Raw genomic sequence first — 17,073 nt, 5'->3', positions numbered from 1 at the left:
GCTCACTCCTTCGCTTGCGGCGCCGCTTTCGCCGGTTTCGGATACTGCTTGTTGATGTCGATGGGCTGCGCGTACGCCGAGCTCCACGTCTGCTCGTGCAGCGCGGCAATACGCTGCGCCATGGCGTCGTTGCGCAGCACCACTTCCAGGTTGCGCGACAAGTCGAAATAGCCGCCCGCCCAGTTGCTCGTGCCGACCCAGGCCAGCTTGCCGTCGATGCTCATGGTCTTGCTGTGGATCACGCGCGCGAACGGAATGAAGCCCGTCGATGCCGTCGGCAAGGTGACGATGCGGATTTCCACGTTCGGCACCAGGGCCAGGCTTTTCAGATAGGCGATGGCCGGCGCTTCCGTGTTCCAGGCGGACACCATCAGCTTGATCTTCACGCCGCGCTGGGCGGCCGCGCGCACGGCGTTGTCGATCACGGCGTAATACGGACGCGTGCGGTTCGGGCCGTAGGACAGCGGCGCGTAGTCGAGCAGCTGGATGCGCACGTCGCTTTTCGCTTCCGCCAGCAAGGCCGGCAAACCCGTTTCCGAGTCGCCCACGCCGGCCGGGTTGTACGCATTCGGGCTGGCCAGCAAAAACGCGTTTTGCGCGTAATTGGCCGGCACCACCTTGCTGTTGAGTACCGTGGCGCGGCTGCCTTGCGACGTCAGGGCCTGGGCTTGCCAATCCTGCTCGAAGATGGCTTGCACCTGGCCGACCATGGCAGGCTCCGTGATTTTCAAGCCCGTTTCATGGATGTGCTCGAACGAGCGCCAGTCGAAATTCTGGCTGCCGATGTAGGCCACCTGGCCGTCGACGGCCAGGTATTTCGCGTGCACGATGCCGTTGCCCGTGACTTTATTGAAATCGATGAGGCGCAAGTCCAGGTTCGGAATCGCCTTGATCTGCGCGATGGTTGCCGCTTCCGACAGGCCCACGCCCTTCTGGTCGAGCAGGAAGCGGATCTTCACGCCGCGCTGGCCGGCCGCCGTCAGGCTGGCCAGCACTTTCTCAAATGCCGTACCCGGTTTGCTGACGGCATAGAACTGGGCGATGACGATCTCTTTTTTGGCCCCGTCGAACAGCTCGCTCCATACGGTGACCGGTTCGCGCAGGTCGGGATTGGTCAGCGTGGTTTCCACGGGAGAAGTGTGCACGAGCTCAAAGCCGGGAATCGTGAAATCGGCGTGGGCCGTGCCCACGAACAGGCTGGAAAGTAGAACGGAAACAAATAAGCGACGCATGGTTTTTTCCTTGAAAGTATTAGTTGACGCGCACGATGCGGCCTGCCGCCGTGGCGCTGCCCGCAGGCTTGCCGGCGCGCGCGCGGGAAATCAGGTAATCGCTGAAGGCGTCGATATCGCGCACGCCCGTATCGAGACGGCGCGTGCCGGCTGCCAGCACGGTGAAGCGGTCGCCGCCGCCGGCGAGGAAACTGTTGGCGGCGACACGGTATTGTTGATTATCGTCAATAGGGCTGCCATTCAGCATGATGCTGCCCGGCAGCACGCGCTGGCCTTGCGGCTGCGTGCTGTCCCAGCGATAACTGAATCCTTCCGAAACTTGCAGCAGATTGCCATCTTCGGCCACCGCGCCCGGCCATTGCTGCTCGAGCAAGGTACGGATTTGCGCGCCGGACAGGCTGACGACGATCAGCGTATTGCCGAACGGCACCACGGCCTGGTTCTGCCCCACATTCGTCATCAGGTCGGCGCCCGCTTCCAGATCCTTGCGGATGCCGCCATTATTCATCAGGCCGATTTGTGCACCGGCAGCGCGCGCGCCGAACAGGGTGCTGTCGGCCACCAGGTCGCCCAGCGCGGAAGCGCCGCTGCCCTTGGTGCTGCGGCCTACCGTCGGCACGGCGATGACGGCCACGGGACGCGACAGTTCCTGCGCGCTGCGCTGCTTCACCGACTCCAGGTAGGCTGCCACGACAGGGTCCGGCTCATACATGCCCGGCAGCATGACGACGTTTTGCGCGCTGGCGTCGATCACGGCGTTCTTCACGGGATCGACCTTGAGCTTGATGCGCGTCAACATGTGTCCGCCCATCTGTGCTTGCGTCACCAGGCGGCCATCGACACGGCACAGATAACCCTGGTGCGAATGGCCGCTGACGACCAGCTGGATGGCGGGATCGAGACGTTTCACCACGTCGATCACCTCGCCCTTGAGGCCGCTGCAATCGGGCTGATCGACGGCTTCCTTCGTTTCGCCGCCCTGGTGCAGCAGCACGACGAACACGCCCACGCCCTGTGCGCGCAGCTGCGGCAAGGTGGCGTTGATGGCGTCCGCTTCATCGCCGAACTGCAGGCCGGCAATGCCGGCGGCCGTCACCACGGAAGGCGTATCCTTCAGCACGGCGCCGATCAAGCCCACCTTGACGCCATGCGCCTCTTCGATGCGGTAGGCCGGCAGCAGGGACTTGCCCGTCTGCGTATCGATGACATTGGCCGCCATATAGGTGTAGCTGGCGCCCTGGAAATCGGGCGTGAACTTGCAGGCCTTGTCGGCGCGCGAAGACTCGCAGCCGCCGCGCTGCTGGCGCAGCAATTCCGCCTTGCCCTGGTCAAACTCATGGTTGCCGACGGAACTGGCCTTCATGCCCAGCATGTTCATGGCCACGATGCTGGGCTCATCGGCCCACAGCGCCGACATGGCGGGACTGGCGCCGACCAGGTCGCCATTGCCGACAAAGATCAGCTGCGCATCTTCCTTGCGCCATGCCGCCAAGGCGCCGGACAGGGTATCGATGCCGCCCGCCTGCACCGTCTTGCGGACAGGATCGGTGGCACTGGTATAGCTAAATTTGCTGCGGTCGAGGTTGCCATGAAAATCGTTCAGGGCAACCAGGTTCACTTCGATCGGGCCGCTCGGCGCAGCCTGCGGCGCGGCAGCGAAATGGCTGCAGGCGGACAGAGTCAGGATCAGGGCCGCGCTGGCGACCGGAGTGCGTAGGAAGTGAGCCATGGAATGATATTTATTGAAAAGGGGAAAGAGTAAACCATCTTGCGTATAAAAAAAACGGCTGGTGTCGCCACCAGCCGTTTTTTAGTTTGCCAAGCTACGAGGCAAGGACGAGATTAGAACTCGTACTTGATCGTTGCTTGCAGTGCCCATTGCGACTCGCCCTTGGCTTGGCGCGTTTCCGTGCCTTCAACCGTGGCGCGGGTGTTGTAGACGTACTTGCCGTTTTCCATACCCACGTAGTCGACGAAGCTGCGTACCTGACCGCCAGCCGATTGGAAGGCCACTTCATTGATGCGGCCCCATTTACGGTTGAGCATATTGCCAAAGTTCAAGATATCAAAGGTAAAGATACCTTTGTGGCCCTTGAACAGACCTGGCACTTCCTGGCTCAGACGCACGTCGAAGCTGTTGGTCCATGGAGCAAAGCTCTCGTTGCGGCCAATCACGCCACCCTTGGCTTTGCGCAGGTCGCCATTGGCGTTGACGACTTTCCAGAACGCTGCCTCGTTGGCGGCGCGGGCTGCTGCCGTGGCGCCAGCGAAGACCACTTCGCCCGAACCTGGCGCGCTAGGAATGTACATCAAGTCATTGCCGCCCAGGCCATCACCGTTCAAGTCATTGTTGATGGTCCAGCTGTATGGCTTGCCGCTACGGCCTTCATAGAACAGACCGAACGTGGTCTTGTATTCGCCGAAGAAGCGTTTTTGCCAGTTGACGTTCGCCGTGAAGCGATCCTTGACCATGTAGTTCGAGTTCGAAGCGACGTTTTCGTTCGGATTGAAGACGGCACGGCCGCCCCAGTTCGAGCTCGACGTCGACGACGTCAGCGGCGACACTTCCGTGGCATCGCTGTAGGTGTACGACGAACCCCACGACAGGCCTTCGCGCAGCGGGCTGCGTACCGACAGGGTCAGCACGTTCGATGCGCCCTTGTCCGTGTTCTTGGCCATCAGCACCTGGCCGAAGGCGGCATTGCTGCCCGCTTTGGTCAGCGCGCTGCAATTGGCACCACCGATCAGACCGCCCGTGGCATTCCAGCACGAGGTCTTGTAAGCGTTCGGGCCATAGTACAGCGGACGACCGTCGCTACCGAAAGCAGTTGGCGCACCCAGGTTCAACTCTTCATAGTAGATCGAGTTCTTGGTTTGCAAGCGCAGGTATTCCGCGCCAACAATCAGGCCCATCCATGGCAACTCATGTTCGAACGCCAGATTGGCTTTCCATACCGACGGTTGCGCCAGATCCGTGCTCAGGGCATCGACCTTCATGGCGGGAACCACAGCGGCCAGGTTGGTCGGCTGCTTGGTTGGATCCGGATTGAAGAAACCATCGGTGGTCGGGCACGTGCCAGCCGCCGAGGTACACGTGATGTTTTGCGTGACCAGGCCGGTATTCTGGTAAGGATTGCCCAGCCAGACACTGGCAGCGGCGCCCTGGAACAGGCCGAAACCACCACGGAACTGCGTCGGACGTGCCGAATCGAGCTTGTAGTTGAAGCCAACGCGTGGCTGGTACAGGTTCTCGCCATCGATGGTGTGCGAGTTATCGATGCCGAAGCCGCCCGTTTGACGGCCGGTTGGCGTCGTGCGTGCCACGGTTGGCTGGGCTGCCAGCGCATTGTAGATCGGCTTTTCGCCGATACGGGTGCCATCGATGCGCAAGCCGGCCATGACCGTCAGCTGCTTGCTGACATCCCAGCTATCTTGCACGAACAAGCCGATGTTTTTCAGCGAGAACGACGCGATGGCGTCGTTCAGCGTGCGGCCAGGTTGCGCCACTTGGTACGAGTACGAACTTGGACGGCCACGGCTGAAGTTCTCCAGCACGGCAGCTTGCAGTTGCGCCGCGGTAGCCGTACCGCAATTGATCGCGCCAAACGAATAGGCAACGGCAGCGCTGCTGTTGATACAACCGAAGGTGTAGTTGCCATTGACGTTTTGCAGGAACGCATTGTAGACGTCGTTCTTGCTGTAATCGGCACCAAACTTCAGTTCGTGGTCACCCAACGCCCAGGTACCGGCTGCATAGAAGTCTTTCGTCTTGGTGCCCAGGACGTTTTTCTGGCGGCTCTGTTCCGTACCGAAGTTCAGGAAGCGGCTACCGGTGGCCAGGCCAGCAGGTGCACCGGCTGGCAGCGCACCTGTGAACTGCAGGCCCATGGCCGGCAGGAAAGCATTATTTTTCGGCACGCTGTCATAGTCGCGCGTCGATACCTTCACTTCGGTCGAGAACGTCGGCGTCCATTCGGCCGTCCATTGGCCGACCAGGGTTTCCAGGCTCTTTTCCTGGGTGTACCAGTACGAGCTCAGCGACAAACCTGTTGGCGAGAAACCCGTGTAGATCGGCTCGGCTTGCTCTGTCTTGGTGTAACGCAACATCATGCGCTGGCTGTCGGTCAAGTTCCAATCCAGTTTCAGCAGCTTTTCCTTGGCCGTGAATTCCGAACCGCTAGGAATAGCCGAGCTACCGATATCGAGGCCATATTTATCTTTGGCGATACCGATGGCACCATCGATGGCCGATTGCGAAATGGCCACGTTGGTCTTGTCGCTGCCGATCGGACCGAAGGCCGGCGCGCCGCGCGAGCTCTTGGTTTCTTCGTAGTTAGCGAACAGGAACAGTTTATCCTGGATCAGTGGGCCGCCCAGGGTGATGCCCTTGGTGGTGTCTTTCGACTTTGGCGGCGCGTAGTACTCACCGGTCGAATCGTTGTAGCGATCGCCAGCGGTGGTGTCATTGCGGAACACGTAGTAAACGCTGCCCTTGACCTTGTTGGTACCGGACTTGGTCACGGCGTTGATGTTGGCGCCCGTGTAGCCTTTTTGCGTCACGTCATAGTTGGCGACGTTCACCTGGACCGACTGGATCGCTTCGATCGAAATCGGTTGCTTGCCGGTCGCCGTACCGGAGGCTTCCAGGCCGAAGGTGTCATTCACGGCCACGCCGTCAATCGTCATCGAGTTGTAGCGCGAGTTCTGGCCGGCGACGGAGATTTCGCCACGTTCCTTGTCCGTTTGCGACAGGCGCGGGTCGGCGCGGGCGTAGTCTTGCAGGCTGCGCGAGATCGATGCCTGGGTTGCCAGTTCCGTCGGGCCGATGTTGGTGCCGGCACCCATGTTGCTGCGGTTAAAGATTTGTGCGCGGGCGGCATTGCCAACCACTTTCACCGATTGCATCGGGGCACCCAAGGTCGCATCGACGCTAGCCGTTTCAGCCAGCTGGATGTATACGCCTTCGCGTTTTTCCACTTCGCCGTTCTTGGTGATGGTGATCGTGTAAGGACCGCCAGCGCGCAAGCCGCGTGCAACATAGCGACCTTCCGCATCGGTGGTCACGTTGCTGGCGGAGCCAGATTCAACGTGCACGATGTTAACTTGGGCGCCAGCTGCTGGCTGACCATCGTTGGACGAGATACGTCCGCTAATGGCCGAGGTAGTGTTCTGTGCGAACGATGGTGCCGCCGCCAGTGCAATAGACAGGCTCAACGCGATTTGCGTCAGCCGAAGTCGTTTGTGATTGATCATCTTTAACCCCAGAAAAGACTATTATTTTTGAAAATCCTGGATTGCCTCACCGCCCGGCTGCGCCGCACAGCAACACAAACACAACATTTCCTCTTTACGATGCTGCAACTGTTACGCCGGCTGGACTGGCTGCTGGTCCTGACAAGACCGTACACAAACGCCTTCCACACACACCACAGCCATCCCTATTCAAGCAAAAACGACAGGATCCGGGATCCCTGGCCGTACAACTCAGGGCGCTAGCACCTGTGTCATTCACCCGACATGCTGAGCCGGCCAACATGGCAAGCCGCGAGTGTAATTGTTAAATATTTCAAGACTGTGACACGGCGGCAAGATGGAGAAAAATGTCGTCATTTAGCAGCATGACTGTTTGTTTCACTCTGCATCTCACCTTTATTTACTGCAAATACCCATCTACATACGATATCTGCCACATTAATTGTGACTTTTTAATATCACCCTCATCTCACTATGCATCATCAAAAAATGGATGACAAATACGTTTTTTTTTACATATTTATATATTTAAAATATAAATAGCATGAGCTAAGTAGCAGGATTGATATCGTGATGACAGTGTCCGGGCTTATGGCGCGAGATTATAAATGAGCAATATGTGCTTGAAATTGATTCATCCAGGAAATTGGACAAAGTCGTGCATCTGTCGTCAATTGTGTCGCATGGCCGCCACAAAGTTAACGAAAACACATCAATATGAATTTGGCAGGAGAAAGGAAAACGGCCGGAGAATCCGGCCGCTGTGACAGTGTCGGTTTCGACAACGATACGACTTACGGTTTGCTTGCCTTGCCGGCCTGATCGGCCGCAGCAATTTGCGCCTCGAAGCGGGTGAAACGGGCGTCGAGTGCTTTCAGCAAACGTTGTTTATCCGCCTCGGCCAGGAAGGAATAGCGCAGGCTGTTATATGACAGCTTTTTGATTTCCGCATAGTCGGTCTTGTACTGGCTGGCAAACAAGACGTATTCATTCGACAGGGTGTTGCGCGACACGCCCGCATCGTCGGTCGAGATGACGAATGGCACGCCATACTTGCGGTACAGGGTAATCGGATGGGCCTGGCCCTTGATGCCGAGGATGTAGTCATTGCTGGTCAGATTCACTTCCACGGGGATACCCCGCTCGCGCATCTTTTGCATGGTCGCCAGCGCCTTGTTTTCATAGGCGATATCCATGCCATGGCCGATGCGGTCGGCGCCGGCCACATCGACGGCTTCGGCGATATGGAAAGCCATGCCTTCCGGCGGCACCATGCCCAGCGCCAGCTCACCGGCATGCAAGGCGATCTTCACGTTTGGATACTTCGCCTTGAGGAACCTGAACATTTCCATGTGTAGGCTGTAATCGCGCATGGAAACGTTCACGCTTTCCTGGCCCACGATATTCACGCCCACCACCAGGGGATTCAGGCTCGCTGCCTTGAAGGCGGCCACCATCGAGGAAAACACTTGCGATGGCGACAGGAAGCGCAGCACATACGCCTGGTAGCGCATGGTAAAGCTGGCGTCGTCGATGCCGGCGCTGCTGCTGTTCACATTGGCGTTGTAGTCGGTGATGCTTTTCTGGAAGGCGGCATCCTGCTCGAGAGTCTGCGTCCAGCTGGCCAGCAGCGCCTGCAGGGCGGCCGGCGGCAAGCCCTGGGTCAGCACCTGCTGGTCGAACTGCGTGTTTTGCACGAATGGCGACAGCTCGAAAATCGTTTCGATATAGCTCAGGTTTTCGGCGATGGCGCGCTGCTTCAGGGTTTTCAGGCCATCGGCCGTATTCGTGGAGGCCACGGGACCGAAGTAGCCGAAGGTATCAAAGAAGGTGCGGTCGGGCGGCGTCTGGATGGCGCCGTGGCTATAGAAATCCTTGGTCGACCAGCGTTGCAGCAACTCCGCATACAGGCCCGCATCGGCGAACACTTCCGTCGATGACAGGCATCCACGCTGCGCGGCCGGCTTGGCGCGCTCGGCCGCCACGACATCCTTGTTGCTTTCGATGCGGTAGGTCGCCTTGTTGACGCAATAGTTTTCCTTGTCGACCCAGTCGAGGAACTGCTCGGCATAGATGGCGCCCGAGTAATGGTGATGCAGGTCGCCGCCCTTGGGCATCATGGAAAAGAACAGACTCAGTTCGGCGGTCTTCGGCTGCGCCCCCGCAAGCAGGGCGGCAAAATGGCGCGCGGTGGCCGCTTCATTGGCAGACGGCGTGGCCGCTGCCTTGGCGGCATGCGCCGTACCGGTCAATGCCAGCGCGGCGCCAAGCGCCAGGCCAGTGAGTTTCTTGTGCATACGCGTTCTCGCTCAGGGTGATTCGTGTTGAACAACGGGTAGGTCAGCCTTGGCCCCGCACATGCACGCACTGTCCGCCCGAATACGTGGCGGCCACGGCACGGTCGTCACCGAGCAGCGCAAAGGCAAACAGCAATTCCTCAAGGCTTTGACAAGCAGCCGTGCGGCGCGCCAGCAGCGGCGTCGATTGCTTGTCGAGCACGATGAAGTCCGCTTCCGTGCCAGCCGTGAAATTGCCCAGGGTGCCTTCCAGTTGCATGGCCCGCGCGGCGCCCAGGGTCGCCAGGTAAAACATGCGCAAGGCGGGCAGGTAGCTGCCTTTCAAGCGTGCTACTTTATAGGCTTCGTTCATGGTTTGCAACATCGAGAACGAGGTGCCGCCCCCCACGTCGGTAGCCAGCGACAGCGGCACGCGCGCCGCATCGGCCCGTTCAAAATCAAACAGGCCGCTGCCCAGGAACAGGTTTGAGGTAGGACAAATCGCGGCCGCCGAGGATGTTTCCGCCATGCGCGCGCGGTCGCGTTCATCGAGCCAGACGCAGTGGCCGAACATGGCGCGCGGGCGCAGCATGCCGTACTGGTCATAGACATCGAGGTAGCTGCGCGCCTGCGGATGCAATTCGCGCACCCAGCGGCACTCGTCCTCGTTCTCCGACACATGCGTCTGCAGATAGGTATCCGGATAGGCGCGCGCCAGTTCGCCCGCCAGGTGCATCTGTTCATTGGTCGAGGTGGGCACGAAACGGGGCGTGATCGCATACAGCGAGCGGCCATGCTTGTGCCAGCGCCGGATCAGTTCCTCGCTCTCGCGCGCACCGGACTCTGCCGTATCGCGCAGGAATGCGGGACAGTTGCGGTCCATCATGACCTTGCCCGCCACCATGCGCAAGCCGCGCGCCTCGCTGGCGCCAAAGAAGGCGTCCACCGATTGCGGATGCACGCTGCCATACACCATGGCCGTGGTGGTGCCGCAGCGCAGTAGTTCATCGAGGAAAAACTCGGCCACATTGCGCGCGTGCACAGGGTCCTCAAACGCGCGCTCGGTGGGAAACGTGTACGTCTCAAGCCACGGCAGCAAGCCCGGGGCGGGCGAGGCGATCATTTCCGTCTGCGGGAAATGCAGGTGGGTATCGATAAAGCCGGGCACGATCAGCTTGCCCTGGTAATCGACGATATGCGTGCCGGGAGGCAAAGTCGCCTGCAGTGACGCATAATCGCCGGCCGCCACGACCTTGCCATCGGCCACGATCAGCAAACCGTCCGCGTGCCAGGCATGCGCCTCCTCATGGAAGGCGGGATCGGCGTGAAAGTGCAGCAAGCTGGCACGGTAAGCTTGCAATGTGGCAGGGACAATCGGCATGACTTCTTTCTATAACGGGTGGTTGGCGGCGCGTTTCTTGCGGCGCGGTGGCGTGCTGGCAGTGACCAGCCGCAGCGGTGCGGCCAGGGCCGCCACGGTGGCTTCCTCCCACACCATGAGTAATTGACAGGCAACGGAGGCGGCGATCACGGCTGGCGCCTTGTTGCGGATGCCAGGCATACCGATTGGACACACCATGGCGGCGATACGTTCGTCCGGCACGCCACGGGCCTGCAGGCGGTGTTCGAACTGCTTGCGCTTGGTCTGCGAACCGATCAATCCGAACCAGCCCGCATCGTCGCGCGCCATGATGGCTTCCGTCAAGCGTTGATCGAGCGCATGGCTATGCGTCATGACAAGGAAACTGCCACCGGGCGGTGCCATCGCGACGAATTCTTCGGGCGTGTCGGTAGCGGCGATGCGCACATTATCGGGCATGTATGCGGGAAACATGTCTTCGCGTTCATCGACCCAGGTGATATTACAGGGCAAATCTGCCAGCGCGCGCACGATGGCGGCCCCCACGTGGCCGGCGCCGAACAGCGTCAGATGGGCGCGCGGCGCCAGACACGGGTCGACCAGCCAGCGCCGCCCGCTGCCATCCTGCGCCACATGGGTGCCCCGTTCGCGCGCGAATGTGCTGGGCGCCTGCTCGCCTGTGCCGGCGATCAACCGCCCCATCGCATCGAACAGCGCCGAGGCGGGTGCACCGTCGAGCGCCGTCAACCGCCAGCTATCCTGCTGGCGGCGTTCGCGCAAGGCGGACAACACCGCCCCCAGGCTGGCATCGACGGCTTCGAAGGCAAGATAGACGACGCCGCCGCAGCATTGGCCGAGGCTGGGGCCCAGCGCAAAACGCTCGAGCCGCGCATGGGTGTCGCCCGTGACCAGCATGGTCTTGGCGATTTCGACGGCGCGCAGCTCCAGGTGGCCGCCACCGATGGTATCGATCTGGCCGCCCGTGGTGACGCGCATCTTCGCTCCCGCCTCGCGCGGTCCGGAACCTTCCACCAGGGCGACCGTCACCAGCACGGATGCCTGCGCGTCCTTCTCCATCGCTGTCAGCCAGTCGCTCATCGTCTGCTCCTATGCGGCGGTGCCGGCCGCTTCCACGGCCATGATCGCCTTGAGGATTTCCTCGCTGGTGGCCGGCGCATTGAGCGGCGGCTGCACGGCGTGATGGCCCACGCTGGAAATGGCGTCGCGGATGGCAAAGAAAACGGAAAACGGCAGCAGCAACGGCGGCTCGCCCACGGCTTTCGAGCGGTGGATGCTGTCTTCCACATTACGGTTCTGGAATAGCTTGACGCGAAAATCTTCCGGGCAATCGGAAATGCCGGGAATTTTATACGTCGATGGCGCGTGCGTCATCAGCTTGCCTGCGCCATTCCACCACAGCTGCTCGGTCGTCAGCCAGCCCATGCCCTGGATAAAAGCGCCTTCCACCTGCCCCAGGTCAATCGCGGGGTTGAGCGACTGGCCGGCATCGTACAAGGCATCCGCGCGCAGCAATTTCCATTCGCCCGTCAAGGTATCGACCACCACTTCGGCCACGGCCGCGCCATACGCGTAATACGAAAACGGATGGCCCGTCATCGTCTTCGCATCCCACGACAGACCGGGCGTGGCATAGAAACCGTCCGACCACAGTTGTACCCTGGCCAGATAGGCCTTCTGCACCAGTTCGGCAAACGCAATGACGTGGCCGTTGACGTGAATATGGTTGTCGAAGAAACGCACGGCAGCAAGCGCGCCGCCGTACAGTTTGACCGCGTAGTCGGCCAGGCGTTCGCGGATCTGGCGCGCGGCATCCTGCGCCGCCTTGCCATTCAGGTCGGCACCGGTGGACGCCGCCGTGGCCGACGTATTCGCCACCTTGCTGGTATCGGTGGCCGTGGCGCGCACCCGCCCCAGGTCCAGGCCCAGCTCGTGCGCCACCACCTGCATGACCTTGGTATTGATGCCTTGCCCCATTTCCGTGCCGCCATGGTTGACCAGCACGGAGCCATCCACGTACACGTGCACGAGGGCGCCAGCCTGGTTCAGGTGCGTGACGTTGAAGGCGATGCCGAATTTCAATGGCGTGAATGCCAGGCCCTTCTTCAAGACAGGGCTGGCTTCGTTGTAGGCATCGATGGCGCGGCGGCGCGCGCGGTAATCGCTGCTCTGTTCCAGTTCGGCGACGAGTTCATGGATGACATTATCGACGATGACCTGGCCATATGGCGTGACGTTGCGCCCTTCCCCATCGTTGCGGCCATAGAAATTGAGCAGGCGGATATCGAGCGCATCGCGCCGCAGGTGGCGGGCGATTTCATCGATGACATACTCGATGGCAATGGCGCCCTGCGGTCCGCCGAAACCCCGGAAGGCCGTGTTCGACTGCGTATTCGTCTTGCCGCAGGCAGCGCGGATATCCACGTCGGACAAATAATAGGTATTGTCGAAGTGGCAGACGGCGCGCGTGGCGACGGGACCGGACAGGTCGGCCGAATAGCCGGCACGCGTGGTCATGTCGACCTTGGCGGCCAGAATCCGCCCCGCGTCGTCGTAGCCCACTTCATATTCATAGTAAAAACAGTGACGCTTGCCCGTCACCAGCATGTCGTCGTCGCGGTCGGCGCGCAGCTTGACGGGGCGTTTCAGTTTCGATGCAGCAATAGCCGAGGCGGCTGCCCACAGGGCCGACTGCGATTCCTTGCCGCCAAAGCCGCCGCCCATGCGCCGGCATTCGACCGTGATGTTATGCGAATGCACGCCCAGCGCATGCGCCACGACGTGCTGCATTTCGCTGGGGTGCTGGGTCGAGCACAGCACGAGCATGCCTTGCGCTTCCTTCGGAATCGCGTAGGAAATCTGGCCTTCCAGATAAAACTGTTCCTGGCCGCCCACGTACAGCTGGCCCTTGACCACATGCGGCGCACGTTCGAAGGCCGCTTGATAGTCGCCGCGCGCCAGGTGCATGGGTGGCAGCACGTACGATTGTGCCGCCTTGGCCGCCTGTGGCGTCATGATCGCAGGCAACTCCTCATACGTCACTTGCGCCAGGCGGGCGGCGCGGCGCGCGTGATCATGCGTATCGGCCACCACGATGAAGATGGGCTGGCCCACGTATTGCACCAGATCAAACGCCAGGATGGGATCGTCATGAATGATGGGGCCGCAATCGTTGGTGCCGGGAATGTCCTGCGCCGTGTAGACGGCAACGACGCCGGCGGCAGCGCGCACGACGGACAAATCCATGGCCGTGATGCGCGCGTGCGGCTTTTGCGACAGGCCCAAGGCCGCGTGCAAGGTACTGTGCAGTTCAGCAATATCGTCCGTGTAGGTAGCTTGCCCCAGCACATGCAATTGCGCTGATTCATGGGGACTGGGCTTGCCCACAACACTCCAGGCGGCCGCTTGCAGTTCAGGCGTGGCAGGATGGTTCATATTCGTCCTTTCAAGCGCGACAGGCGTAGGCATTGAGGGACGACCGCGGCAACGGTGCGCCAACGCGTGTTTCCAGCCAGAAGCGGCGCAGCAGGTTTTGCGCCGTCATCATGCGATAACTGTTGGACGCGCGCATGTCCGACAACGGCGCATAATCATCGGCCAGCAAGCGCATGGCAATGCTCAGGTTTTCTTCCGTCCACGCCTGGCCCCGCAAAAACGTTTCCGTTTGCGCAGCGCGCTGCGGCGTGGCCGCCATGCCGCCAAAGGCGATGCGCGCATCAACGATGCGTTCGCCATCGAGCTGGAAGGCAAACGCGGCGCACACGGCTGAAATATCCTGGTCAAAGCGCTTGGCCAGTTTATATGTGCGGAAATGCACGTCGGCACGCGGCAAGGGGACGCGCACGGCTTCGACGAATTCATCCGGCTGCAAGTCTTTCTTCTGATAGCCCAAATAGAACTTTTCCAGCGGCATGATGCGCTGGCCCGCCGGGCCGCGCAGCACGACGTCGCTGCCCAAGGCGATCAGCCATGGCATCGAGTCGCCGATGGGCGAGCCATTCGCGACATTGCCGCCCAGGGTACCGGCGTTACGAATTGGCAAGGAAGCAAAGCGCTGCCACAATTCCGACAGTTCCTCGGGGTAGTGCTGACACAACGCCCCGTAGGCATCGTTCAGGCTGGCGCCGGCGCCAATCTCCAGCTTGCCATCGGCAATGGCAATGGTTTTCAAGGCCGCCACATTCCCCAGATAAATAATGTCGCCCAGGTCGCGCAGTTGCTTGGTCACCCAGAGTCCCACGTCGGTGGAGCCGGCCAGCAGGCACGCTTGCGGATGCGCCGCACGCAGCGCCACCAGTTCTTCAAGGGTATGCGGGGCATGGAATTGCTGGCCGCCATGTTCATACGTGAGCAAGCTGTCGCGCTGCAGCGCCTGCAACTGCGTGCCCAGGGCATCGCGGTCGAAGGCCACATGCGGCAATTCGCCCATGCGTTTTGCCGCCTCGATGATGGGCCGGTAGCCCGTGCAGCGGCACAGGTTGCCGGACAGGGTATCGTCGATTTCGCAGCGCGTGGGTGGCGCGCCATTCTTGTCCAGGTACATGCCCCACAGCGACATGACGAAGCCGGGCGTGCAAAATCCGCATTGGGAACCGTGGCACTCGACCATCGCCTGCTGCACCGGATGCAGGGCGCCATCGGGCTGCTGCAAGTCTTCCACGGAAAACAGGGCCTTGCCATCGAGCGTAGGCGTCAGCTGGATGCAGGCATTCACGGCCTTCATCTCCACCTTGCCATCAACCAGGCTGCCGATGACCACCGTGCAGGCACCGCAATCGCCTTCCGCACAGCCTTCCTTGGTGCCCGTGCAATGCAGGTCCTCGCGCAGGTGCTGCAACACAGTCTGCGTGGGGGCGGCGTTGCGTACTTCCTGTACGGCGTCACGGTAGTAAAAGCGAATCGGTTCTGACATGCTGGCCTCGGTATAGTCCTGTCTAGAAGATTAACACCGGCATACACGACAACTATACGCAAAAACTGATTTTACTTATCATCCCACATCAATAAAGATCATGCCTTGAACGGATGCGTCGCATGCCAGTGTTCGGCAATATCGATACGGCGCGTGATCCACACCTGCTCATGGCGCTGCACGTAGTCGAGAAAGCGCGCCAGCGCCGCCGCGCGGCCAGGCCGGCCTACCAGGCGGCAATGCAAGCCCACGGACAGCATCTTCGGCTGGTTCAATCCGTTCGGATCGCCTTCCGCATACAGCACATCGAATGCATCCTTCAAATAGTCAAAAAACTGCGTGCCCGAATTAAAACCCTGCATGGCGGCAAAACGCATGTCGTTCGTGTCCAGGGTATAGGGCACGATCAGCTGCGGCTGCATGGCTGCGGCACCGGTGGCATCCGTGTATGCCACCTTTTCCCAGAATGGCAGGTCGTCGCCATAATAATCGGCGTCATAGCGAAAACCGCCATGCTCCACCACCAGTTTGCGCGTATTTGGCGAATCGCGCCCGGTGTACCAGCCTTGTGGGGCGGAACCGGTCAATTCGCGGATGATCTGCACGGCTTCGCGCATATGCGCACGCTCCGTCGCCTCATCCATGTTTTGATAGGAAATCCAGCGCAAGCCATGGCAAGCGATTTCATGCCCCAATTCCTGGAACGCGGCTACCGCTTCCGGGTTGCGCTTCAAGGCCATCGAGACGCCAAATACGGTCAGCGGCAGGCGCCGCTCCTCGAACATGCGCAGCAGGCGCCACAGCCCGGCGCGCGAGCCGTATTCATAAATGGATTCCATGCTCAGGTGGCGTGCAGGAAAAGCCGCCGCGCCGATCATTTCGGACAAAAACGTCTCCGAGGCGGGATCGCCATGCAGCACGCTGTTTTCCGCCCCCTCTTCGTAATTGAGGACAAATTGCAGCGCGATACGCGCCTTGCCCGGCCATTGCGGATGGGGCGGCGTACGGCCATAACCGATCAAGTCGCGTGGATAATGTTCGTAAGTACTCATGCGGTGGCACGCCTATAGGAGGACAATGTGGGCTATATGCCCAATCATATAGCCCGGCGCAGTCACCGGTATATGATTTGCACGATAAGCACATTCACTCACTCTATATACAGGATAGCAAATGGGAAAACTCAGCACGCATGTACTCGATATCGCCCATGGCAAGCCGGGAGCCGGCGTCAAGGTGGCCCTGTTTTCAGTCGCGCCGGAAGGAAAAGTATTGCTGAAGATGGATATGACCAACAGCGATGGCCGCTGCAGTTCGCCACTGCTGGAAGGCGACAGCATGAAGGCGGGTCAGTACGAGCTGGTGTTCAATGCAGGCGACTATTTCGCCGCCCAGGGTGTCGATCTCCCCTCGCCCCGCTTCATCGACCTGGTGACCCTGGCCTTCGGCATTGCGCATACCGACGAAAATTATCATGTGCCACTGGTGGTGTCGCCGTGGTCGTATTCCACGTATCGAGGAAGTTGAGCGACCTTCAGCGACAAAGGCACCGCGTAGCGCTGCCTTTTTTTATGCCTGGCATTCGGCTGCCTCAAACAAAAGCGCCAGACGAAAAAAAACCCCGCCATCACTGGCGGGGTTTTTCTCTACTGCGTATAACAAGCCTGACGATAACCTACTTTCACACTGGTTGCAGCACTATCATCGGCGCAAAGTTGTTTCACGGTCCTGTTCGGGATGGGAAGGGGTGGGACCAACTTGCTATGGTCATCAGGCATAACTTGTAGGACAGCCTGTCCCCGACGGGGCGACAGGTGTCGAAATCTGGAAGAAGCGGATTATGTATTGAGGTATTACTGGGTAATGAGTGGTATCAACAACTCACAACGTTACTTTCTCATCCTCTGTACCTGCTAAGGTTATAGGGACAAGCCGTACGGGCAATTAGTACTGGTTAGCTTAATGCATTACTGCACTTCCACACCCAGCCTATCAACGTCCTGGTCTCGAACGACCCTTCAA

General features: G+C 60.2%; 10 protein-coding genes and 2 rRNA genes. 1 reads left to right on the top strand and 11 read right to left on the bottom strand.

Going from position 1 to position 17,073, the window contains the following annotated elements; genetic code table 11:
• Positions 1-2 precede the first annotated feature (2 nt).
• The 9 genes from O0880_RS19225 to puuE all read right to left on the bottom strand — a co-directional run bounded on the left by O0880_RS19225 (position 3) and on the right by puuE (position 16,103).
• A complete protein-coding gene (locus O0880_RS19225) occupies positions 3-1,232 on the bottom strand; it encodes a phospholipase D-like domain-containing protein (protein ID WP_289888172.1) in 1,230 nt (409 codons plus the stop codon).
• A 19-nt stretch (positions 1,233-1,251) separates the two neighbouring features.
• Positions 1,252-2,961: a bifunctional metallophosphatase/5'-nucleotidase gene (locus O0880_RS19220; RefSeq protein WP_289888171.1), complete on the bottom strand. Its 1,710-nt coding sequence runs from the start codon at positions 2,959-2,961 to the stop codon at positions 1,252-1,254.
• Between the two features lie 113 nt (positions 2,962-3,074).
• The gene (locus tag O0880_RS19215) at positions 3,075-6,485 is read right to left on the bottom strand and encodes a TonB-dependent receptor (RefSeq protein WP_289888170.1); all 3,411 of its coding nucleotides are present in this window, start codon (positions 6,483-6,485) and stop codon (positions 3,075-3,077) included.
• Between the two features lie 794 nt (positions 6,486-7,279).
• Positions 7,280-8,782, bottom strand: coding sequence for an adenosine deaminase (locus O0880_RS19210; protein WP_289888167.1), 1,503 nt, complete (start codon positions 8,780-8,782; stop codon positions 7,280-7,282).
• A gap of 43 nt (positions 8,783-8,825) precedes the next feature.
• Entirely contained in the window at positions 8,826-10,142 is a 1,317-nt protein-coding gene (gene guaD, locus O0880_RS19205; protein ID WP_289888165.1) for a guanine deaminase, read from the bottom strand.
• Positions 10,143-10,151: 9 nt separating this feature from the next.
• Positions 10,152-11,219, bottom strand: a complete 1,068-nt coding sequence (gene xdhC, locus O0880_RS19200) for a xanthine dehydrogenase accessory protein XdhC (RefSeq protein WP_289888164.1) — start codon at positions 11,217-11,219, stop codon at positions 10,152-10,154.
• Positions 11,220-11,228: 9 nt separating this feature from the next.
• Positions 11,229-13,574, bottom strand: coding sequence for a xanthine dehydrogenase molybdopterin binding subunit (gene xdhB, locus O0880_RS19195; protein WP_289888162.1), 2,346 nt, complete (start codon positions 13,572-13,574; stop codon positions 11,229-11,231).
• Between the two features lie 10 nt (positions 13,575-13,584).
• The gene (gene xdhA, locus O0880_RS19190; protein WP_289888161.1) at positions 13,585-15,051 is read right to left on the bottom strand and encodes a xanthine dehydrogenase small subunit; all 1,467 of its coding nucleotides are present in this window, start codon (positions 15,049-15,051) and stop codon (positions 13,585-13,587) included.
• 98 nt (positions 15,052-15,149) lie between these two features.
• The gene (gene puuE / locus O0880_RS19185; RefSeq protein ID WP_289888157.1) at positions 15,150-16,103 is read right to left on the bottom strand and encodes an allantoinase PuuE; all 954 of its coding nucleotides are present in this window, start codon (positions 16,101-16,103) and stop codon (positions 15,150-15,152) included.
• A 121-nt stretch (positions 16,104-16,224) separates the two neighbouring features.
• On the opposite strand from puuE, the gene uraH reads away from it, so the two are divergent.
• Positions 16,225-16,578, top strand: coding sequence for a hydroxyisourate hydrolase (gene uraH, locus O0880_RS19180; RefSeq protein WP_071325238.1), 354 nt, complete (start codon positions 16,225-16,227; stop codon positions 16,576-16,578).
• 135 nt (positions 16,579-16,713) lie between these two features.
• Here uraH and rrf read toward each other — a convergent pair.
• A 5S ribosomal RNA gene (gene rrf / locus O0880_RS19175) occupies positions 16,714-16,826 on the bottom strand.
• Between the two features lie 148 nt (positions 16,827-16,974).
• Positions 16,975-17,073, bottom strand: a 23S ribosomal RNA gene (locus O0880_RS19170); the annotation flags it as partial.

Source organism: Janthinobacterium sp. SUN118 (genome assembly GCF_030397695.1).
Lineage (GTDB): Bacteria > Pseudomonadota > Gammaproteobacteria > Burkholderiales > Burkholderiaceae_D > Janthinobacterium.
The sequence above is the reverse complement of the archived record's forward strand: the minus strand, read 5'-3'. Positions and strand labels throughout refer to the sequence as shown.